At 68.9% G+C, this 20,926-nt stretch carries 18 protein-coding genes; 8 read left to right on the forward strand and 10 right to left on the reverse strand.

From position 1 onward, the window contains the following. The first annotated feature begins 17 nt into the window (after positions 1 to 17). Complete coding sequence (gene arfB, locus G6N61_RS06315; RefSeq protein WP_163917754.1) at positions 18 to 449, forward strand: alternative ribosome rescue aminoacyl-tRNA hydrolase ArfB; 432 nt, start codon at positions 18 to 20, stop codon at positions 447 to 449. 7 nt (positions 450 to 456) lie between these two features. On the opposite strand, the gene G6N61_RS06320 is transcribed toward arfB, so the two are convergent. Further along, entirely contained in the window at positions 457 to 1,377 is a 921-nt protein-coding gene (locus tag G6N61_RS06320) for a heme o synthase (RefSeq protein WP_163917755.1), read from the reverse strand. 207 nt (positions 1,378 to 1,584) lie between these two features. On the opposite strand from G6N61_RS06320, the gene tkt reads away from it, so the two are divergent. From tkt to G6N61_RS06355, 7 genes are all read left to right on the forward strand, one after another. Further along, complete coding sequence (tkt, locus tag G6N61_RS06325; RefSeq protein ID WP_163917756.1) at positions 1,585 to 3,678, forward strand: transketolase; 2,094 nt, start codon at positions 1,585 to 1,587, stop codon at positions 3,676 to 3,678. Between the two features lie 28 nt (positions 3,679 to 3,706). Beyond that, entirely contained in the window at positions 3,707 to 4,825 is a 1,119-nt protein-coding gene (tal, locus tag G6N61_RS06330) for a transaldolase (RefSeq protein WP_163917757.1), read from the forward strand. Between the two features lie 74 nt (positions 4,826 to 4,899). Beyond that, positions 4,900 to 6,381 carry a glucose-6-phosphate dehydrogenase gene (gene zwf / locus G6N61_RS06335; protein WP_235887591.1) on the forward strand — a complete coding sequence of 494 codons (1,482 nt, stop codon included), beginning with the start codon at positions 4,900 to 4,902 and terminating at the stop codon, positions 6,379 to 6,381. A 28-nt stretch (positions 6,382 to 6,409) separates the two neighbouring features. Continuing rightward, positions 6,410 to 7,321, forward strand: coding sequence for a glucose-6-phosphate dehydrogenase assembly protein OpcA (opcA, locus tag G6N61_RS06340; RefSeq protein ID WP_163917759.1), 912 nt, complete (start codon positions 6,410 to 6,412; stop codon positions 7,319 to 7,321). Next, positions 7,314 to 8,054: a 6-phosphogluconolactonase gene (pgl, locus tag G6N61_RS06345; protein ID WP_163917760.1), complete on the forward strand. Its 741-nt coding sequence runs from the start codon at positions 7,314 to 7,316 to the stop codon at positions 8,052 to 8,054. The genes opcA and pgl overlap by 8 nt, the downstream gene beginning before the upstream one ends. 19 nt (positions 8,055 to 8,073) lie before the next feature. Further along, complete coding sequence (locus G6N61_RS06350; RefSeq protein WP_163917761.1) at positions 8,074 to 8,451, forward strand: ATPase; 378 nt, start codon at positions 8,074 to 8,076, stop codon at positions 8,449 to 8,451. After that, positions 8,452 to 9,729 carry a cytochrome P450 family protein gene (locus tag G6N61_RS06355; RefSeq protein ID WP_163917762.1) on the forward strand — a complete coding sequence of 426 codons (1,278 nt, stop codon included), beginning with the start codon at positions 8,452 to 8,454 and terminating at the stop codon, positions 9,727 to 9,729. A 3-nt stretch (positions 9,730 to 9,732) separates the two neighbouring features. Here G6N61_RS06355 and ppc read toward each other — a convergent pair whose 3' ends face one another. From ppc to uvrC, 9 genes are all read right to left on the reverse strand, one after another. Continuing rightward, positions 9,733 to 12,540 carry a phosphoenolpyruvate carboxylase gene (gene ppc / locus G6N61_RS06360; protein WP_163917763.1) on the reverse strand — a complete coding sequence of 936 codons (2,808 nt, stop codon included), beginning with the start codon at positions 12,538 to 12,540 and terminating at the stop codon, positions 9,733 to 9,735. 48 nt (positions 12,541 to 12,588) lie between these two features. Beyond that, entirely contained in the window at positions 12,589 to 12,825 is a 237-nt protein-coding gene (gene secG, locus G6N61_RS06365; RefSeq protein WP_163917764.1) for a preprotein translocase subunit SecG, read from the reverse strand. A 44-nt stretch (positions 12,826 to 12,869) separates the two neighbouring features. Then, positions 12,870 to 13,655, reverse strand: coding sequence for a triose-phosphate isomerase (gene tpiA, locus G6N61_RS06370; protein WP_163917765.1), 786 nt, complete (start codon positions 13,653 to 13,655; stop codon positions 12,870 to 12,872). Positions 13,656 to 13,660: 5 nt separating this feature from the next. Beyond that, positions 13,661 to 14,875, reverse strand: a complete 1,215-nt coding sequence (locus G6N61_RS06375) for a phosphoglycerate kinase (protein ID WP_163917766.1) — start codon at positions 14,873 to 14,875, stop codon at positions 13,661 to 13,663. Positions 14,876 to 14,890: 15 nt separating this feature from the next. Continuing rightward, complete coding sequence (gap, locus tag G6N61_RS06380) at positions 14,891 to 15,913, reverse strand: type I glyceraldehyde-3-phosphate dehydrogenase (protein WP_163917767.1); 1,023 nt, start codon at positions 15,911 to 15,913, stop codon at positions 14,891 to 14,893. Between the two features lie 91 nt (positions 15,914 to 16,004). After that, positions 16,005 to 16,982: a DNA-binding protein WhiA gene (whiA, locus tag G6N61_RS06385; RefSeq protein ID WP_163924634.1), complete on the reverse strand. Its 978-nt coding sequence runs from the start codon at positions 16,980 to 16,982 to the stop codon at positions 16,005 to 16,007. Positions 16,983 to 16,995: 13 nt separating this feature from the next. After that, positions 16,996 to 18,006, reverse strand: coding sequence for a uridine diphosphate-N-acetylglucosamine-binding protein YvcK (gene yvcK, locus G6N61_RS06390; protein ID WP_163917768.1), 1,011 nt, complete (start codon positions 18,004 to 18,006; stop codon positions 16,996 to 16,998). Further along, entirely contained in the window at positions 18,003 to 18,920 is a 918-nt protein-coding gene (gene rapZ / locus G6N61_RS06395; protein WP_163917769.1) for an RNase adapter RapZ, read from the reverse strand. Before rapZ ends, yvcK begins: the two co-directional genes overlap by 4 nt. Beyond that, on the reverse strand, positions 18,917 to 20,923 hold the full coding sequence (gene uvrC / locus G6N61_RS06400) for an excinuclease ABC subunit UvrC (protein ID WP_163917770.1): 2,007 nt from the start codon (positions 20,921 to 20,923) through the stop codon (positions 18,917 to 18,919). Before uvrC ends, rapZ begins: the two co-directional genes overlap by 4 nt. Between the last annotated feature and the right edge of the window lie 3 nt (positions 20,924 to 20,926).

Consider the following 20,926-nt stretch of genomic DNA (forward strand, 5'->3'; position numbering starts at 1 on the left):
GTGCCACGCTTGTCGGCGTGGCCAGGGACCTGAACGTGACACGGACGTTCGTCGTGTCCGGGTCCGAGCTTCACGAACGGTTCTCCCGTTCGTCGGGACCCGGCGGGCAGGGCGTGAACACGGCCGACACCCGCGTCGAGTTGTCGCTCGACGTGGCGCACTCGCCGTCGATACCGGAGACGCTGCGCTACCGGATGCTGTGCCGACTACGCGGGCGGCTCGTCGACGGCGTGCTGACGGTCACCGCGAGTGAGCACCGCACGCAGCTGCAGAACCGTGAGGCTGCTCGCGAACGGATGGCGAAGCTACTGCGCGACGCCGCGGCGGCACCTCCGCCCACGCGCCGGCCCACCAGGCCGACGCGGGGTTCCAAGGAGCGCAGGATCGCGGAGAAGAAGCGCCGGGGCCAGACCAAGCAGGGTCGCCGCGCGGGCTGGGACGCGAGCTAGCCGACGGTCAGAGGTGCAGCAGCGTCGGCAGTGCCAGGGCCGAGTCGACGGCCAATGCGCAGAACACGACCGCGAGGTAGTTGTTCGACTGCAGGAACAGCCGCAGCGGCTTGACGGCCTCGCCGCGCTTGACGCCGCTGTAGAGCTGGTGGGCCATGACGAGGAACCAAGCACCGGCGAGCAGTGCCACGACCGCGTACAGCCAGCCGGTGGCCAGCACGAGCGCCAGCGTCGCGAACACCGTCAGCCACGTGTAGATGAGGATCTGCCGGGTGACCTCGCGCTCGGTGGCGACCGCGGGCAGCATCGGTACGCCTGCGGCGCGGTAGTCGTCCTTGTAGCGCATCGCCAGCGCCCAGGTGTGCGGTGGCGTCCAGAAGAAGATGATCGCGAACATCACCAGCGCGGGCCACTCGATGGTGCCCGTCACCGCGGACCAGCCGATCATCACCGGCATGCAGCCGGCGGCCCCGCCCCACACCACGTTCTGCGAGGTGCGGCGCTTGAGCAGCAGGGTGTAGACGAAGACGTAGAACGCGATCGTGACGACGGCCAGCACGCCCGAGAGCAGGTTGGTGGTCGTCCACAGCCAGAAGAACGAGCCCACGGACAGAATCAGGCCGAAGATCAGCGCATTGCGGGTCGGGACCGTGGCCCGGGCCAGCGGGCGCAGTGCCGTGCGCTTCATCACCTTGTCGATGTCGGCGTCGGCCACGCAGTTGAGCGTGTTGGCACCCGCCGCGGCCAGCATGCCGCCGACGAGGGTGTTGAGGATCAGCAGCGGGTCGACGGTGCCGCGATGGGCCAACAACATGGCGGGGATCGCAGTGACAAGCAACAGCTCGATGACCCGGGGCTTGGTCAGCCCGACATAGGCCATGAACGTGGTGCGAATCCGGCTCGGCGCCCCGCGCTCGCGAATGCTCACGCAGTTGACTCCTCGGTTTCTTCGCGGCAGCGCGCAGCTTCTACTACAGACGATGGTAGACCGCTTTGCGGCCACGGCCGAACCGCAGGGTCGGTTCACCACCCCGACTCGGCCCGGTGACCAACAGTTCTCCCCCGCCGTCTGCGGCGGGAGACCCATGAGCACTAGGGTGGACTCGTCTGGCTTTCCTACCTGAGGAGTGAGTTCGTGACCACCGTGGAAGAGATTTCCGCACTCACCCAACCCCACCATCCCGACGACTGGACGGACCTCGACTCCGCCGCCGTCGACACCGTCCGCGTCCTGGCCGCCGACGCCGTGCAGAAGGTCGGCAACGGCCATCCCGGCACGGCGATGAGCCTCGCGCCGCTGGCCTACACGCTGTTCCAGCGGCAGATGCGCCACGACCCGAGCGACGTGCACTGGTTGGGTCGCGACCGATTCATCCTGTCCTGCGGGCACAGCAGCCTGACGCTGTACCTGCAGCTCTTCCTCGGCGGGTTCGGCCTGGAACTCGAGGACATCGAGTCGCTGCGCACGTTCAAGTCGAAGACGCCGGGCCATCCGGAGTTCCGGCACACCAAGGGCGTCGAGATCACGACCGGCCCGCTGGGCCAGGGTCTCGCCTCGTCGGTCGGCATGGCGATGGCGGCACGGTTCGAGCGCGGGTTGTTCGACCCCGACGCAGCTCCGGGCACCAGCCCGTTCGACCACTTCATCTACGTGATCGCCTCCGACGGCGACATCGAAGAGGGCGTGACCAGCGAGGCGTCGTCGCTCGCGGCCACGCAGCAGCTCGGGAACCTGATCGTCTTCTACGACAAGAATCAGATCTCGATCGAGCACGACACCAACATCGCGCTGTCCGAGGACGTGCCCGCGCGTTACCGCGCCTACGGCTGGCACGTGCAGGAAGTCGAGGGCGGCGAGAACGTCGCTGGCATCGAGGCCGCCATCGCGGAGGCCAAGAAGGTCACCGACAAGCCGTCGTTCATCGCGCTGCGCACGATCATCGGCTATCCGGCACCCACCAAGATGAACACCGGCGGCGTGCACGGCTCGGCGCTGGGCGACGAGGAAGTGGCCGCCACCAAGAAGGTGCTCGGGTTCGACCCGGACAAGACGTTCGAGCTGCGTCCCGAGGTGTTCGAGCACACCCGCAAGCTCGTCGAACGCGGCCGCGAAGCCCACGAGAAGTGGCAGCCGGAGTTCGACGCCTGGGCCGAGCGCGAGCCGGAGCGCAAGAAGCTCCTCGATCGCCTCACGGCCGAGGAACTCCCCGACGGGTGGGACTCCGACATCACCTACTGGGAGCCCGGCTCCAAGGCCGTCGCCACCCGCGCCGCGTTCGGCCAGGTGCTCAACGACGTGGCGCCGAAGCTGCCCGAACTGTGGGGTGGCTCCGCCGATCTCGCGGGCAGCAACAACACCACGATCAAGGGCGTCAAGTCGTTCGGCCCGCCGTCGATCTCGACCGAGGACTTCCAGGCCGACTGGTACGGGCGCGTCCTGCACTTCGGCATCCGCGAGCACGCGATGGGCTCGATCCTGTCCGGCATCGTGCTGCACGGACCCACCCGCGCGTTCGGCGGAACGTTCCTGCAGTTCTCGGACTACATGCGCCCCGCGGTTCGGCTCGCGTCCCTGATGGACATCGACACGATCTACATCTGGACGCACGACTCGATCGGCCTCGGCGAGGACGGTCCGACCCACCAGCCGATCGAGCATCTCGCGGCACTGCGCGCCATCCCGAACCTGTCGGTGGTGCGGCCGGGCGACCCGAACGAGACCGCCTATGCGTGGCGCAGCATCCTGGCGCGCGGCAACGGCAGCGGCCCCGTCGGTTTCATCCTGACCCGCCAGGGCATCCCGGTGCTGGAGGGCACCGACTTCGAGGGCGTGTCCAAGGGCGGGTACGTGCTCGGCGGCGGCAAGCCGGCCGATGACGCGGACGTGATCATCATCGCCACCGGCTCGGAGTTGCAGCTGGCAGTGGAGGCACGAAAGCAGTTGGCGGAGAAGGACATCGTCGCCTACGTGGTCTCCATGCCGTGCGTCGAGTGGTTCGAGAGCCAGCCCAAGGAGTACCGCGACAGCGTGCTCCCGCCCGAGGTGTCGGCCCGCGTCGCGGTGGAAGCGGCGGTGGCGCAGAGCTGGCACAAGCTGGTCGGTGACACCGGCGAGATCATCTCGATCGAGCACTACGGCGAATCGGCCGACGACAAGACGTTGTTCCGCGAGTTCGGCTTCACGCCGGAGGCAGTGGTGGCCGCCGCGGAACGATCGATGGACAACTAGCGCGACATCTAGCAGAAGAGGCAATCGCATGACTCAGAACCCGAACCTCGCGGCGCTGAGTGCCGCAGGAGTATCCGTATGGCTCGACGACCTCTCGCGTGAGCGACTGCAGTCCGGCAACCTGCAGAACCTCATCGACACCCGCAGCGTCGTCGGCGTGACCACCAACCCGTCGATCTTCCAGGCCGCCCTGTCCAAGGGTGACGCCTACGACGGGCAGATCGCCGAACTCGCCGAGCGCGGCGCCGACGTCGACGCCACCATCCGCACGGTGACCACCGACGACGTCCGCAACGCCTGCGACCTGTTCACGAAGACCTTCGAGGCGAGCGGCGGAGTCGACGGGCGGGTGTCCATCGAGGTGGACCCCAGGCTCGCCCGCGACGCCGACAAGACCATCGCCCAAGCCATCGAGCTGTGGAAGATCGTCGACCGGCCGAACCTGCTGATCAAGATCCCGGCGATGGAGGAAGGCCTGCCTGCGATCACCGCGGTGATCGCCGAGGGCATCTCGGTCAACGTGACGTTGATCTTCTCGGTCGAACGCCACGAGGCCGTCATGGACGCCTACCTCGCCGGCCTCGAGAAGGCCAAGGAAGCCGGTCACGACCTGACCAAGATCCATTCCGTCGCTTCGTTCTTCGTGTCCCGCGTGGACTCGGAGATCGACAAGCGACTCGAGGCGATCGGCTCCGACGAGGCACTCGCGCTGCGCGGGCAGGCCGGTGTCGCCAACTCGCGACTGGCCTACGCCGCCTACCAGAAGGTGTTCGAGAGCGGACAGCGCTTCGGCGAGCTGAAGGCCGCCGGCGCCCGGGTGCAGCGCGTGCTGTGGGCGTCGACCGGCGTGAAGAACGAGGACTACTCCGACACGCTCTACGTGACCGAGCTGGTCGCGCCGGACACCGTGAACACGATGCCGGAGAAGACGCTCGAGGCCGTCGCCGACCACGGCGAGATCAAGGGCGACACCGTAACCGGCACCGCAGACGCGGCGCAGGAAGTGTTCGACAAGCTCGAAGCCCTGGGCCTCGACCTCACCGACGTCTTCCTGACGCTCGAGAACGAGGGCGTCGAGAAGTTCGACAAGTCGTGGAGCGAGCTCATGGAGGCCACGCAGCAGCAGCTCGACGAGAAGAAGTCCTGACGCAGGTGGCGAGCGATTGCGCGAACCGTCCGGCCGACTGGGTGAACCCACTGCGGGACAAGCGGGACAAGCGCATGCCGCGCATCGCGGGGCCGTGCGCCGTGGTGATCTTCGGCGTGACGGGCGACCTGGCCCGCAAGAAGTTGATGCCCGCGATCTACGACCTCGCCAACCGTGGGCTGCTGCCTCCGTCGTTCGCGTTGATCGGGTTTGCACGTAGGGACTGGGCCGACGAGGACTTCGGCAAGGTCGTCTACGACGCGGTGAAGCAGCACGCGAGGACGCCGTTCCGCCAGGAGGTCTGGGACCGGCTCGCCGAGGGAATCCGGTTCGTCCAGGGCACGTTCGACGACGAGTCGTCGTTCGAGCGGCTCAAGGCGACCCTCGACGAACTCGACGTCGAACGCGGCACGGGCGGCAATCACGCGTTCTACCTGTCGATTCCACCCAAGGCCTTCCCGGTCGTGTGCGAGCAGCTGTCCAAGTCGGGGCTGGCGAACAAGCCCGATGGCTGCTGGTCACGCGTCGTGATCGAGAAGCCGTTCGGCCACGACCTGGAGAGTGCCGAGGCGCTCAACGGTGTGGTGAACAGCGTCTTCCCGGAGTCGTCGGTGTTCCGCATCGACCACTACCTGGGCAAGGAGACGGTGCAGAACATCCTGGCACTGCGGTTCGCCAACGAGTTGTTCGAACCGGTCTGGAACTCGCACTACGTCGACAGCGTGCAGATCACGATGGCCGAGGACATCGGTCTCGGCGGTCGCGGCGGCTACTACGACGGGGTCGGTGCGGCGCGCGACGTCATCCAGAACCACCTGCTGCAACTTTTGGCGCTGACCGCCATGGAGGAGCCGGTGAGCTTCTCGCCCAGTGAATTGCAGGCCGAGAAGATCAAGGTGCTCTCGGCCAGCACGCTCGCCCAGCCGTTGGACGAGACCACCTCCCGCGGCCAGTACACCGCGGGCTGGCAGGGCGGCGAACGGGTCGTCGGACTCCTCGAGGAGGAGGGATTCTCGGAGACGTCGACGACCGAGACGTTCGCGGCGATCACCGTCGACGTCGATACCCGCCGGTGGGCCGGGGTGCCGTTCTACCTGCGAACGGGGAAGCGGTTGGGGCGCAGGGTGACCGAGATCGCGCTGATCTTCAAGCGCGCGCCGCACCTGCCGTTCGACGCGACCATGACCGAGGAACTCGGCCAGAACGCGCTCGTCATCCGCGTGCAGCCCGACGAGGGCATCACGCTGCGATTCGGCTCGAAGGTGCCCGGCAACGCCATGGAGGTCCGCGACGTCAGCATGGACTTCTCCTACGGGTCGGCGTTCGCCGAGGAGTCCCCGGAGGCCTATGAGCGACTGATCCTCGACGTGCTGCTGGGCGAACCGTCGCTGTTCCCCGTCAACGCGGAAGTCGAACTGGCGTGGAAGATCCTGGACCCTGCGCTGCAGTACTGGGAGTCGCACGGCAAGCCGGATCCCTACGAGTCCGGCGGCTGGGGTCCCGACTCGGCGTTCGAGATGATGAAGCGGACCGGCCGTGCCTGGAGGAGACCGTGACGAGCGCTAGCGCGAGGAACCGACAACCGTGATAGTCGACCTGCCGAACACCAACACCGGCGCGATCAACAAGAAGATTCAGGCACTGCGCGAAGAGGGCGGCGCGATCACGCTGGGTCGCGTGCTGACCCTGGTCATCGCCCCGGATACCGAAGCGGTGCTTGAGGATTCGATCGAGGCCGCCAACGCGGCCAGCCGCGAGCACCCCTGCCGCGTGATCGTGGTCAGCCCCGGCGACCGCCTGGCTTCCGACGCCCGGCTCGACGCGCAACTGCGCGTCGGCAGCGACGCGGGTGCGAATGAGGTCGTGGTGCTTCGCCTCTCGGGTCCGCTAGCCAACCACGCCAGCAGCGTGGTGATGCCGTTCCTGCTGCCGGACACTCCGGTGGTGACGTGGTGGCCGGACGTCGCGCCGGACGTGCCTGCGCGAGACCCGTTGGGCCAGTTGGCGCTGCGCCGCATCACCGACGCCACGAACGGCGAGGATCCGCTGGCCGCGATCAAGGGCAGGCTGGCCGGTTACTCGCCAGGCGACACCGACCTCGCGTGGAGCCGGATCACCTACTGGCGCGCGCTGTTGACCTCGACGCTCGACCAGGGGCCTTTCGAGGAGATCCAGTCGGCGCACGTCTCTGGCCTCAAGAACGAACCGGCGCTGGACATCCTGGCCGGCTGGTTAACCAGCAAGATCGACGGTCCGGTGACCCGTGGGGTCGGCGAGCTGAAGGTCGAACTGGTCCGCGCCAGCGAGACCATCACGCTGAGCCGACCGCAGGAGGGCGTGACCGCGTCCCTGACCCGGACCGGCAAGCCCGACGCCCTGGTGCCGTTGGCACGCAGGGAGACTCGCGAATGCCTCGCCGAGGACATGCGACGTCTCGACGCCGACGAGATCTATCTGGCCGCCCTGCGGGGCATCGACGAGGTGACCTATGTCTGAGACCGTGATCGAGAAGTACGCCGACACCGATGCGTTGGTGACGGCAGCGGGTGACCGCCTGGTGGCCGCGATCACCGCGGCGATCGACGCGCGCGGCGTTGCGCACGTCTCCCTGACCGGCGGCGGCACCGGCGTCAAGCTGCTCAAGCGCGTCGCCGAGCGCTCGGCCGAGGTGGACTGGACGAAGGTCCACGTCTACTGGGGCGACGAACGATTCGTCCCGGCCGACGACGACGAGCGCAACGAGAAGCAGGCCCGCGAGGCGCTGCTCGACGGCATCGACGTCCCGGCGGCCAACGTGCACCCGATGGCGCCGAGCGACGGCGAGTTCGGCGACGACATCGACGCCGCGGCCGCTGCCTACGCCGACGTCCTCGCTGCCAATGCCTCGGGCGGCGGTCCCGTGCCCGAGTTCGACGTGCACCTGCTCGGCATGGGCGGTGAGGGTCACGTGAACTCGCTGTTCCCGCACACCGAGGCGACCCGGGAGACCGAGCGGTTCGTCGTCGGGGTGCTCGACTCCCCCAAGCCGCCGCCGAAGCGCATCACGATGACCTTCCCCGCGGTCACGAAGTCCCGCGAGGTGTGGCTGGTCGTCTCGGGCGGCGAGAAGGCCGACGCCGTCGCAGCGGCGGTCGGCGGGGCCAGCGCCGAGGACTTCCCCGCGGCGGGGGCCGTGGGCACCGAGGCCACCGTGTGGCTTCTCGACGAAGCCGCCGCGGCCAAGCTGTAGCACGCCGCATACTCACCTCATGGCAGACAGAGGTGACGGACGCAGCAGGGCCGCGCACGGTCGGCAGCGCATCAAGACGCTGACCCAGGCTGCGCTCAACGCCGACGTCACCGTCGAACAGGTCGACACCCTGCTCACCGAACTCGGCGACACCCTGGTCGACCTCAACCGATCGACCAGCGGTCTGGACGTCACGCTCGAGCGGTTCAACGAGACCATCACGCGCATCGACGAACTCGCGCCGCGCCTCATCGCGGTCGTGGAGCGCCTCGAACGCATCGTCGACCGGGTCGAGCGGATCGTCGGTCTCGGCGAATCTGTGGTCGCGCCATGGGCGGCCACCGAACACGTGGTGCGCGGCGCGCTCAACGCCGTCCGCAAGAGCACCGGCCTGTAGGTGCCCGCACCGCAGGACGTGCTTCCGGTCGCCGACGGCGTGGGACTGCCTTGGGACGTCGCGGTCGGTGACGCCGTGGGTGCCATCGCCGACGCACGCGGGGCACACGGCGACGACTTCGTCGTGATCAGCGGCGGCGACCGTTACGTGTTCACCTTCTCCCCCACCGGCGTCGAGTCGTTCTACGCGTTGCCCGAGGAGGTCGCCAGCAAGGGGCTGGCCGACTACCGGATGCTGTGCCGCAAACTGCCCGACGAGATCTTCACGGGCAGGCGCACACTGCCCGGTTCGCTGTTCCGGCGCGACGACGTGACGTCCTATCTCGCCCACCTCGGCCACGCGCTCGACGTGACCGGAGACGAGTTGGGCGAGCGCGGCGACGTCGACGTCTTCGCGGTCACCCGCAGGCTCGGTCACCGAATGGGGCTGGCGTCCTGGGCCGCGCCGGGATGCGCCGACGGGGAGCCGTTCGAGCGACTCGTCCGTGCATTCGACGCACTCGACGGATCGGACGCCTTCGTGCACCCGGACGCGATGGCCGCGGTCGCAGCGTCGGGCAAACGGGTGGAACGGGCCGCGCTCGCCGAAGTCGCCGACGTCGTCGAAGGCGCTCTTGCACGGCACGATCCGGCACCGGGGTCACTGTTCGCCCGCATCGTCGCCGGGTGGGCCGACCAAGACCCCGAGGCCCGCGCCCGCGGGGTCGCCATGGACGTCGCACTCATCCACATCGCGTCGATGTCGAACCTGATGGCCGCGTTGGGCTGGGCCATCGTCGATCTCGTCGAGCACCCCGATGCGTTGCGGACCGTCGCGAACGGTGACGAGGACTTCGCCAGGCGCTGCGCCCTGGAGAGCACCCGCATGGCGCAACGCTCCATCATGTCCCGCGCGGTGCTCGCACCGGTCGAATTCCGCACGGGCGCAGGCGTCGTCGACGTGCCTGCGGGCTGGACCATCGCGACGCTGCTGCCGCTGCTCAACACCTCGGCCGAGCCGAGTCTGACCGAATGGGACCCCGACCGGTGGCGCGGGCACCGGCTCGCCGACGTCGGAGGCCTCGCGTCGCCGATGCTGGTCACCGCGTTCGGGCACGGCAGGCACACCTGTCCGGCGCAGCCGTTCTCGCTCGCGGCGATGACCACTGCGATGACGCGCCTGCTCGGCCGCTACGACGTCAGCGCCCGATGGAGCGCACACCCGCGCCCGGTGGCCGCGCAGATCGGCGGGGTCGCTCGCTCCGCCGGGCCCGCCACGATGCGCTACGCCCTGCGCTGAGCCTCAGCCGCTGTTGCGCAGCGCCGTCGCCAGCCCACTCATGGTGAGCAGGATTCCCCGCTGCACCAGCTCCTCGGCGTCGCCCGCGCGGTACCGGCGCAGCAGCTCGACCTGGAGGTGGTTGAGCGGTTCCAGGTACGGGAAGCGATTGAACACCGACCGGGCCAGCGCGGGGTTGTCGGCCAGCAGGTCGTCGTGACCGGTGATGACCTCGTGCATGCGGACCGTGCGGTGGTACTCGTCGACGATCTTGTCGAACACCCTGTGCCGCAACGCCTCGTCCTCGACCAGCTCCGAATACCGGGCAGCCAGACCCATGTCGGCCTTCGCCATCACCTGCGCCATGTTGGACAGCACGGAGCGGAAGAACGGCCACCGCTCGTACAGGTCGCGCAGCACGGCGAGTTTCTCGTCCGGGCTCTCGGGGCCGCCGTTGATCCACTCCTCGACAGCCGTTCCCGTGCCGTACCAGCCGGGCAGCATCACCCGCGACTGACTCCACGCCAGCACCCATGGGATGGCCCGTAGGTCGGCGATCGACGTGGTGGGCTTGCGCGACGTCGGCCTGCTGCCGATGTTGAGCGCCCCGATCTCGCTGACCGGCGTCGAGGCCTTGAAGTACTCGACGAAGCCGTCGGTGTCGTGGACGAGGTCGGCGTAGGCGCGCTGTGCGCGTGCCGCGAGGTCGTCGAGCACCTCGTAGGCCGGCTCGGCCGTGTCGCCGAGTCCCTCGACGTCGAGCAGCGTCGACTCCAGCGTCGCCGCGAGCAAGGTCTCCAGGTTGCGGTGGGCCGCTCTGGGTTCCGCGTACTTGGCGGCGATGATCTCGCCCTGCTCGGTCAGGCGCAGCGACCCCTTCACCGCACCGGGCGGCTGCGCCAGGATGGCGTCGTAGCTCGGGCCGCCGCCGCGCCCCACGGTGCCGCCGCGGCCGTGGAACAGCCGCAACCGGATGCCGGTCTTGCGGGCCGACTCCACGAGATCCAGCTCCGCGCGGTACAGCGCCCAGTTCGCGGCGAGGTAGCCGCCGTCCTTGTTGGAGTCGGAGTAGCCGAGCATGATCTCCTGCTGCTCACCCCTGGCGTGCACCATGGCGCGGTACAGCGGGAGATCCAGGACGGCTTCGAGGATCGACGCCCCGCGCTGCAGGTCGTCGATGGTCTCGAACAGCGGGACGATGCCGACGGGCGCGTAGGGATGCTCACCGGAGGCGTCCAGCAGCCCGGCCTCCTTGAGCAGGATCGCGGCCTCCAGCATGTCCGACACGGACTGGCACATCGAGATGATGTAGTTCGGCACGGCCTGCGGCCCGAAGACCCGCACGGCCCGCGCTGCGGCGGCCACGATGTCGAGTTCCTTGCGGGCGAGTTCGGACAGTTCGGCGTTCTCGCCCACCAGGGGTCGGCGGGTGCCGAGTTCGGCGACCAGGATCTCCACGCGGTCGTCCTCGGACAGCGACGCGTAGTCCGGGTGCACGCCTGCCCAGGCGAGCAGTTCGGCGATGACCTCCTCGTGTACGTCGGAGTTCTGCCGCATGTCCAGACCAGACAGGTGAAAGCCGAAGACGTGCACGGCTTCCCGCAGTCGGGACAGCCGATCGTCGGCGACGACCGCGCTGCCGTTGGCACGCAGTGAGGCGTCGACGACGTCGAGGTCGGCCAGCAGTTCGTCCGGTGCGCCGTACCGGTCGAGCCCCAGGTCGAGTTCGCGTTCGGGTTGGCGGTCGAGGATCGCCCGGGCCGTGGCGGTCAGCCGGCCGTGGATCCCGCGCAGCGCGCGCCGATACGGCTCGTCGGCGCGGGCGGGTTCGGCGCAGGTCTCGGCGAGTGCGGTCAGTTCGTCGGTGACCTTCACCAGCCGCGCCGACATCGACAGCTCCTGCTCGAGAGCCGTGATCTCGGAGAAGTAGTGGTCGAAGGCGGTGTAGGCGGCGTTGCCGGTCGCGAGCCGAACCACCTCGGCCGTCACGTTGGGGTTGCCGTCCCGGTCCCCGCCGATCCACGACCCGGGCCGCAGGATCGGCTCGGACAGCAGGTTGGCGTCGGGCCAGCGGGCCTGCAGCGCCGTGCGTACTTCGGCGTTGACCTTGGGGATGACGTCGAAGAACGCCGCCGGGTAATACCGCAGACCGGTCTCGATCTCGTCCTGAATCTTCAACCGGGACAACCGGATCAGTGCCGTCTGCCACAGCGTCAGGATGCACCGGCGCAGTTCCCGCTCGATGTCGCGCCCGTCGCCGGTGGTGGTGAGCCCGCTGGCGCGTAGCCGCATCAGCTCGGTGATGCGGTGCTGGGTGTCGAACACCGTGCGCCGCCGCGTCTCGGTCGGGTGCGCCGTGATCACCGGCGAGACCAGCGCCCCGGTCAGCGCGTCGGCGACCGTCGCCGAGTCGAGTTCGGCCGACTCGAGTTTCAGATACGTCGCCGCCAGGCTGCTGCGCTGCGGCGGCTCCCCCGCCGCCACGTGGACCGCGCGGCGCCGTTCCCGATGGATGTCCTCGGCGACGTTGGCGAGCAACGCGAAGTGGGTGAAGGCACGGATGACGGGAATGGCCTGGTGGACGTCGACGCCGTCGAACAGCGCCGCGAGCTGATTCCGGTCGATCTCGGAGCGGCGGACCTGGAACGACTCGACGCGGGCGCGCTCCACGAGGTCGAAGACGTCCTCGCCGCTCTGCTCGCGCACCGTGTCACCGAGGATCGCGCCGAGGAGCCGAATGTCCTCGCGCATCGGTTCGGTCGCCTCGCGGCCCACCTGTGTTCGGCGCACCGGGCCTATGGGTTCGAGCGCGGTATCCGTTCCGTCTGCCATGCGTCCAGTATCGACGGGGTCCGACGGTGACGCAGGGTGAGAAGTCTCCTAGACGCCGTACTTGATCTGCAGCGCGATGCCGACGATGGACACCAGCCAGATGCCGGTGACGAAGTACGTCAGCCGGTCGAGGTTCTTCTCGACGACGGTCGATCCGGACAGGCTGGACTGCACGCCGCCGCCGAACAGCGTCGACAGGCCGCCACCCTTGGCGCGGTGCAGCAACACCAGCAACACCACCAACAAGCTGGTGACGATGAGGGTGATCTGCAAGGCCAGGTACATGGCTCCCAGAATAACGGGTGAACCGACCGTTCCCCGCCAGGGGGTTACGGCAGGGGGCCGCCGGCCGCGATGGCCGAGAGCGTCGCGAACTGCTCGCCGTCCAGTGACGCACCGCCGACGAGGGCTCCGTCGACGTCGGTCTGGCCGACGATCTCGCCGACGTTCTTCGCGTTCACCGAGCCGCCGTACAGCACCCGCACCGTGGCCGCCACGTCGACCGACGCGAGTTCGGCCAGCTCCCTGCGGATGGCCGAGCACACCTCCTGCGCGTCGGCAGCACTGGCCACCCGGCCGGTGCCGATCGCCCACACCGGTTCGTAGGCGATGACGACCTTGCTCAGCTGGTCGGCGGACAGCCCCGCCAGCGAGCCCCTGAGCCGGTCGACGTTGTAGGCCACGTGGTCGCCCGCCTCGCGGACGTCGAGGCCCTCGCCGATGCACACGATCGGGGTGAGGCCGTGCTTGATGGCCGCGGCAGCCTTCGCGGCGACCAGCGCATCGTCCTCGCCGTGGTAAGTGCGCCGCTCGGAGTGCCCGACGACGGCGAACGAGCAGCCCAGCTTCGCGAGGAACGCGCCGCTGATCTCGCCGGTGTAGGCACCCGAGTCGTGCTGCGACACGTCCTGCGCGCCGTAGGTGAGCCGCAGCCGGTCGCCGTCGACAAGCGTCTGCACACTGCGCAGATCGGTGAAGGGCGGGATGACGGTGACGTCGACCTTGTCGAAGTACTTGTCCGGCAACGAGAATGCGATCTTCTGCACCAGGGCGATGGCCTCGAAGTGATTGAGGTTCATCTTCCAGTTGCCTGCGATGAGCGGTTTGCGCGCCATGTGACTCAAGACTCCAGGATCTGGATGCCGGGCAGTTCCTTGCCCTCGAGGTACTCCAGTGACGCACCGCCACCGGTGGAGATGTGCGAGAACCCGTCGTCGGGCAGTCCGAGCTGGCGGACCGCCGCGGCGGAGTCGCCGCCACCGACGACGCTGAAGCCGCCCTTGCCGGTCGCCGTGACGATGGCCTCCGCGACGCCCTTGGTGCCCGCCGCGAACGCCGGGAACTCGAACACGCCCATCGGGCCGTTCCAGAACACCGTCTTGGCGTTCGACAGCAGGGCGGTGAAGCGCTTCACCGACTCCGGCCCGATGTCGAGCCCCATCTTGCCGTCGGGGATCTCGTCGGCCGCAACGGTCTCCGGTGGCGAATCGGCCGCGAACTTCTCCGCCACGACGATGTCGACCGGCAGGTGGATGACGTCACCGAAGTCCTCGAGGAGCTTGCGACAGGTGTCGATCATCTCCTCCTGCAGCAGCGAGGACCCGACCGAGACACCTTGAGCGGCAAGGAAGGTGAAGCACATACCGCCGCCGATGATCAGGCTGTCGGCCTTGGTCGCCAGGTTCTCGATCACCGCGAGCTTGTCCGACACCTTCGACCCGCCGAGCACGACGGCGTACGGGCGTTCGGTCGAGCTGGTCAGCTGCCTGAGCACCTCGACCTCGGCGGCGACGAGGTTGCCCGCATAGTGCGGCAGCAGCGTCGCGACGTCGTACACCGACGCCTGCTTGCGGTGCACGACGCCGAAGCCGTCGGAGACGAACGCTCCGTCTTCACCGACCAGTTCGACCAGCGCCTTGGCCAGCTTCACGCGTTCGGCGTCGTCCTTGCTGGTCTCCCGCTCGTCGAAGCGGATGTTCTCCAGCAGCAGCACGTCGCCGTCGGTCAGGCCCTCGGCTCGCGCCAGTGCGTCGGTTCCCACCACGTCACCGGCGAGCTGGACGTGCCTGCCGAGGTGCTCGCTGAGCGCCTCCGCAACCGGCGCCAGCGAGAACTTCGGGTCCGGTCCGCCCTTGGGGCGACCGAGGTGGGCGGTGACGACGACCTTGGCACCCGCGTCGGCCAGCGCCTTGAGCGTCGGTACCGACGCGATGATGCGACCGGGGTCGGAGATGTTGCCGTCGTCGTCGACGGGGACGTTCAGGTCGGAGCGCACCAGCACGCCCCGACCCTCGACGCCTTCGGACAGCAGGTCGGACAGGGATTTGAGCGCCATGGCTGCTGGACGGACCTACAGCGACTTGCCGACGAGCGCGACCAGGTCGACGAGGCGGTTGCTGTAGCCCCACTCGTTGTCGTACCAGGAGACGACCTTGGCCTGGTTGTCGATCACCTTGGTCAGACCGGAGTCGAACAGCGAGCTGTGCGGATCGGTGACGATGTCGCTGGACACGATCGGCGCGTCGTAGTACTTGAGGATGCCCTTGAGCGGTCCGTCGGCGGCGGCCTTGAACGCGGCGTTGATCTCCGCGGCGGTGCCCGGCTTGTTCAGCTCGGCGGTCAGGTCGGTGACCGAGCCCGTGGGGATCGGCACGCGCAGCGCGTAGCCGTCGAGCTTGCCCTTGAGTTCGGGCAGCACGAGGCCGATGGCCTTGGCGGCGCCGGTCGAGGTGGGCACGATGTTGATGGCCGCGGCGCGGGCGCGACGCAGGTCCTTGTGCGGGCCGTCCTGCAGGTTCTGATCCTGCGTGTAGGCGTGGATCGTGGTCATCAGGCCCTTGACGATGCCGAACTCGTCGTTGAGCACCTTGGCCAGCGGGCCGAGGCAGTTCGTGGTGCACGACGCGTTGGAGATGATGTTCTGGCTGCCGTCGTACTTGTCGTCGTTGACGCCCAGCACGATCGTGATGTCCTCGTCGCTCGCGGGCGCCGAGATGATGACCTTCTTCGCGCCGGAGTCGAGGTGGCCCTGCGCCTTGTCGCGCGCGGTGAAGATGCCGGTGGACTCGACGACGACGTCGACGCCCAGATCGCCCCACGGAATCGCGGCGGGGCCCTCCTTCACGGCGAGCGCCTTCATGGAGTGACCTCCGACGACGATGGTGTCCTCGCCCTCGAGGCTCACGTCGTAGGGCAGCCGACCCAGGATCGAGTCGAACTTGAGCAGGTGAGCGAGCGTCGCGTTGTCGGTGAGGTCATTGACCGCGACGATCTCAATGTCGGTGTTCTTGCCCTCTTGCTTTTGCGCATCCAGTGCGCGGAAGAAGTTTCGCCCGATGCGGCCGAAGCCGTTCACGCCTACCCGGATGGTCACGCAAGTCTCCTTAGTCGGTGATGGACTGCCCTCGGCCAGCCTAGTAGCGGGCGATCGAGCGCGCGCAGCCTGGTCATCACGCGAGGTGAACTCAGGCGTCGTCGAGCAGATCCGGCGTCACCGCGGATTCGGTGTCCGGAATGCCGTCCTGTTTGGCCTTGCGGTCGGCCATCGACAACAGCCGCCGAATGCGGCCGGCGACAGCGTCTTTGGTCATCGGCGGGTCTGCGAGGCGACCGAGTTCCTCCAGTGATGCCTGGCGGTGCTCGACGCGCAGCCTGCCTGCCGTCGACAGATGGTCCGGCACGGTGTCGCCGAGGATGTACAGCGCCCGCTCGACGCGCGCGGCGGCGGCGACGGCGGCGCGCGCCGACCTGCGCAGGTTGGCGTCGTCGAAGTTGGCCAGACGGTTCGCGGTGGCCCGCACCTCGCGCCGCATCCGGCGCTCCTCCCAGGTGAGCCTGGTGTCCTGGGCGCCCATCCGGGTGAGCAGCGCGCCGATGGCCTCGCCGTCGCGCACCACGACCCGGTCGGCACCGCGGACCTCGCGGGCCTTCGCGCTGACCCCGAGCCGCCGTGCCGCGCCGACCAGTGCCAGCGCCGCCTCGGGTCCCGGGCAGCTGACCTCCAGCGCCGACGAGCGACCGGGCTCGGTCAGCGATCCATGCGCGAGAAACGCACCGCGCCAAGCCGCTTCAGCGTCCCCGACGCTGCCGCCGACCACCTGCGCGGGCAGCCCGCGCACCGGCCTGCCACGCAGGTCGAGCAGACCGGTCTGCCGGGCCAGCGCCTCGCCGTCCTGGGCGACCCGCACGACGTAGCGGGTGCTCTTGCGGATGCCGGTCGCCGACAGCACGTGCACCACGGCGTTGTAGCCGTACAGATCGTGGATGTCCTTGCGCAGCCGTCGCGCGATGATCCCGAGGTCGACCTCGGCCTCCACCACCACGCGTCCCGCCACGATGTGCAGTCCCCCCGCGAACCGGAGCAGCGACGCCACTTCGGCGCGCCGTGCGGTCACCGAATTGATCACCAGCCGGCTCAGTTCGTCCTTGACCTCGGCAGTCATCGCCACGTAACTGTCACCTCTCGTCGACCGATCGGACGGTGGGCGTGGGAATCGTCGGCTCCACGGTGGGCGCGGCGGTGCTCCCCCGTAGCCGCACCCGGTCCAGAGCCGCGGCCAACCGCGCCGGGTCATGTAATGGTGTACCAGGTCGGGAGACGTCGGAAAACTCGACGGCGGCGTCGAGGGTGGCCGCGGTCCGTCTGAGTTGCTCGCGTTCCCGTTCACTCGGCACGCTGGCGGCGTCGACGACGATGTCGTGCACCCGAAATCCCGGCGCGTGCTGGGCCAGCACGTGCAGGTGCCGCTCGGCGGAGAAGCCTGCCGTCTCCCCCGGCTCCGACACCAGGTTGAGGACCAGCGCACGGCGCGCCTGCGTCGCCTGCAGGGCGGCGGCCAGCTGCGGGACCAGGACGTGCGGGATGACGCTGGTGAACCACGAGCCGGGGCCCAGCACCACGAGGTCCGCGGCCATGATCGCGTCGACGGCCTGGCGGGTGGCGGGCGGGTTGCCCGGCAGCAGCCGCACCCGGCGCACCTTGCCGACGGTGGTGGCGATTCCGACCTGACCGCGGATGACGCGGCTCATCCGCGGATCGGTCTCCAGACCACCGACGTCGGCCTCGATCTGCAGCGCGATCGGGCACATCGGCAGCACCCGGCCCTTGAGCCCGAGCACGCGGCCGAGTTCGTCGAGCGCTGCGACCGGATCGGCGAGCACCTCGTTGAGCCCCGCCAGCATCAGGTTCCCGATGGGGTGGCCTGCCAGCGCGCCGCTGCCACCGAAGCGGTGTTGGATGATGGTCGCCCACAGTTGACCGTGCGGAGTGTCGGCTGCCAACGCCGCCAACGCCATTCGCAGGTCACCGGGCGGTACCACGTCGAGTTCGTTGCGCAGCCGGCCCGACGAACCGCCGTCGTCGGCCACCGTCACCACGGCGGTCACGTGCGGCGTCAGCCGGCGCGCGGCGGACAGCGTGGCATAGAGGCCGTGCCCGCCGCCGAGCGCGACGATGCGTGCACTCATTCGCGCCCCATGTCGCGGTGCAGCACCCGCGCGGTCACCTGCTCGCCACCCTCCAGCCGGGCCGCGAGTGCCTCCGCGATGGCGACGCTGCGATGCTTGCCGCCGGTGCAGCCGATGGCGACGGTCATGTAGCGCTTCCCCTCCCGGCGGTACCCATCGATGACGACTTCCAGAAGGCGATGGTAGGTGTCGAGGAACTCCATCGCGCCGGGTTGCCCCAGCACGTAGTCCCGAACCCCCGGATGTTGGCCGGTATGTCGCCGCAGCTCGTCGACCCAGTGCGGGTTGGGCAGGAACCGCACGTCCATCACGGTGTCCGCATCCATCGGCAGCCCGTACTTGTAGCCGAACGACTCGACCGTGACGCTGGTGTGCGCGACGGCCTCCGTGCCGAACGCACGCTCCACGCTGGCACGCAGGTCGTGTACCGACAGCTTGGAGGTGTCGATGACCAGGTCGGCCGCCGCTCGCACCGGGGCGAGCATGGTGCGCTCGGCGGCGATGCCCTCGGCCAGCGTCTGATTGCCCTGCAGCGGGTGACTGCGCCGGTTCTGTTCGTAGCGCCGGACCAGCATGTCGTCGGACGCCTCGAGGAACAGCACGCGCGGGGTGATGTTGCGCGTGGCCAGGTCGCTGCGCACCCAGTCGAGGTCGCCGGTGAACCCGCGCGAGCGCACGTCCATGACGAGCGCCAGCCGCTTGATTCGCGAACCCGCGGCCAGGCCCAGCTCCACCATCCTCGCGATCAGCTCGGGCGGCAGGTTGTCCGCGACGTACCAGCCGAGGTCCTCGAGCACCTTGGCGGCCGTGCCGCGTCCCGCCCCGGACAGCCCGGTGACGAGGACGACGTCGATGCCGTCCTCCTCGGCGATGCCGCCGTCGTGCAGTTCGTCGCTCGTGTTCTGTTCTGTCATCCGGATGCCCTCGTCCGATCATGGTCGATCAGCGGCTCGTCCGGGACCGGTTCGGCCGGTGCGGCCACGGCTTCGGCATCCCGGACTTCCACGCCGAGGGCCTCCAGTACGGCCCTGGCCGTCGTGACGCCGATGCCGTGCACCGAGGTGATCTCGTCGACCGTGGCCTCCTTGAGCCTGGCCACCGAGCCGAAGTGCGTCACCAGCGCCTTGCGGCGGTGCTCGCCGAGGCCGGGCACCGAGTCGAGCGCCGACGCCGTCATGCGCTTGGACCGCTTGCTCCGGTGGTAGCTGATCGCGAACCGGTGCGCCTCGTCGCGGATGCGCTGCAGCAGGTACAGGCCCTCGCTGTTGCGCGGCATGATCACCGGGTCGGCCTCGGCGGGGACCCACACCTCCTCGAGCCGCTTGGCCAGGCCGATGACGGCCACGTCGGTCACCCCGAGTTCCTCGAGCACGGCGGCCGCGGCGTTCACCTGGGGTGCGCCGCCGTCGACGACGTACAGGTTGGGCGGATAGGCGAAGCGACGCGCCTTGCCGTCCTCGATCAGCGGACGGTCGGCCTCGCCGATGTGGCGCAGGAAGCGTCGCCGGGTCACCTCGGCGATCGACGCCACGTCGTCGCTGCGGCCGTCGCCCGCGGCCTCCCTGATCGCGAAGTGCCGGTAGTCCGACTTGCGGGGCAGACCGTCCTCGAAGACCACCAGCGATGCGACCACGTCGGTGCCCTGCACGTGGCTGATGTCGACGCACTCGATCCGCAGCGGCGCATCGGCCAGCCCCAAGAACTCCTGAATGCTCTGCAGCGCAGCCGATCTCGCGGTGAAGTCACCCGCGCGCTTGAGCTTGTGCTGCGTCAGCGCCTCCTTGGCGTTGCGGTGCACCGTCTCGGCCAACGCCCGCTTGTCGCCGCGCACCGGCACGCGCAACCGCACCCGTGACCCGCGCAGGCCCGTCAGCCAGGTGGTCAGTTCCTCGGCGTTCTCCGGCAGGCACGGGACCAGCACCTCGCGCGGCACCGGCGCATTCGCCTCGTCCGCCGAGCCGCCCAGCTCGGCCTGCTCGCCGTAGAACTGCGTGATGAACTGCTCGACGAGGTGCTCCTGGCCGGATTCGCCGGGCTCGCCGGACTTCTCGACCACCCAGCCGCGCTGACCGCGCACCCGGCCGCCACGGACGTGGAACACCTGCACGGCCGCCTCGAGGTCGTCGTCGGCGAACGCCACGACGTCGGCGTCCGTGCCGTCGCCGAACACGACGGTCTGCTTCTCGAGCGCCCGCTTGAGTGCACCGATGTCGTCGCGCAGCCGCGCCGCCCGCTCGAAGTCGAGTTCCTCGGCCGCGGCGTTCATCTGCTTCTCGAGGTCGCGGACGAGGCGATCGGTCTTGCCTGCGAGGAAGTCGCAGAAGTTCTCGACGATCCTGCGGTGCTGCTCGGCGGTGACGTTGCCCACGCACGGCGCCGAGCACTTGTCGATGTATCCCAGCAGGCAGGGGCGCCCGATCTGACTGTGCCGCTTGAAGACCCCGTTGGAACAGGTACGCGCCGGGAACACCCGGGTCAGCAGGTCGAGGGTCTCGCGGATGGCCCAGGCATGCGAGTACGGCCCGAAGTAGCGGACGCCCTTGCGCCGCGGCCCGCGGTAGACGAACAGCCGGGGGTACTCCTCGTTCAGCGTGACCGCCAGCACCGGGTAGGACTTGTCGTCGCGGTAGCGGATGTTGAACCGCGGGTCGAATTCCTTGATCCAGTTGTACTCGAGCTGGAGTGCCTCGACCTCGGTGTTGACGACCGTCCACTCGACGCTGCCCGCGGTGGTGACCATCTGCCTGGTCCTGGGCGCCAGCCCGGACACGTCGGCGAAGTACGAGTTCAACCGGCTGCGCAGGCTCTTGGCCTTGCCGACGTAGATGACCCGGCCCCGCGGATCGCGGAAGCGGTAGACGCCCGGCTGCAGCGGGATGGACCCGACGGCGGGTCTGTACGTCTGTGGATCGGGCACGGG

The sequence above is a fragment of the Mycolicibacterium arabiense genome (assembly GCF_010731815.2).
Lineage (GTDB): Bacteria > Actinomycetota > Actinomycetes > Mycobacteriales > Mycobacteriaceae > Mycobacterium > Mycobacterium arabiense.

What these genes read in the sequence shown, in the direction of transcription:
- tal (WP_163917757.1), top strand. Translation starts at nt 3,707, where the DNA reads ATGACTCAGAACCCGAACCTCGCGGCGCTGAGTGCCGCAGGAGTATCC.
- zwf (WP_235887591.1), top strand. Translation starts at nt 4,900, where the DNA reads ATGCCGCGCATCGCGGGGCCGTGCGCCGTGGTGATCTTCGGCGTGACG.
- pgl (WP_163917760.1), top strand. Translation starts at nt 7,314, where the DNA reads ATGTCTGAGACCGTGATCGAGAAGTACGCCGACACCGATGCGTTGGTG.
- G6N61_RS06350 (WP_163917761.1), top strand. Translation starts at nt 8,074, where the DNA reads ATGGCAGACAGAGGTGACGGACGCAGCAGGGCCGCGCACGGTCGGCAG.
- ppc (WP_163917763.1), bottom strand. Translation starts at nt 12,540, where the DNA reads ATGGCAGACGGAACGGATACCGCGCTCGAACCCATAGGCCCGGTGCGC.
- secG (WP_163917764.1), bottom strand. Translation starts at nt 12,825, where the DNA reads ATGTACCTGGCCTTGCAGATCACCCTCATCGTCACCAGCTTGTTGGTG.
- tpiA (WP_163917765.1), bottom strand. Translation starts at nt 13,655, where the DNA reads ATGGCGCGCAAACCGCTCATCGCAGGCAACTGGAAGATGAACCTCAAT.
- G6N61_RS06375 (WP_163917766.1), bottom strand. Translation starts at nt 14,875, where the DNA reads ATGGCGCTCAAATCCCTGTCCGACCTGCTGTCCGAAGGCGTCGAGGGT.
- whiA (WP_163924634.1), bottom strand. Translation starts at nt 16,982, where the DNA reads ATGACTGCCGAGGTCAAGGACGAACTGAGCCGGCTGGTGATCAATTCG.
- yvcK (WP_163917768.1), bottom strand. Translation starts at nt 18,006, where the DNA reads ATGAGTGCACGCATCGTCGCGCTCGGCGGCGGGCACGGCCTCTATGCC.
- rapZ (WP_163917769.1), bottom strand. Translation starts at nt 18,920, where the DNA reads ATGACAGAACAGAACACGAGCGACGAACTGCACGACGGCGGCATCGCC.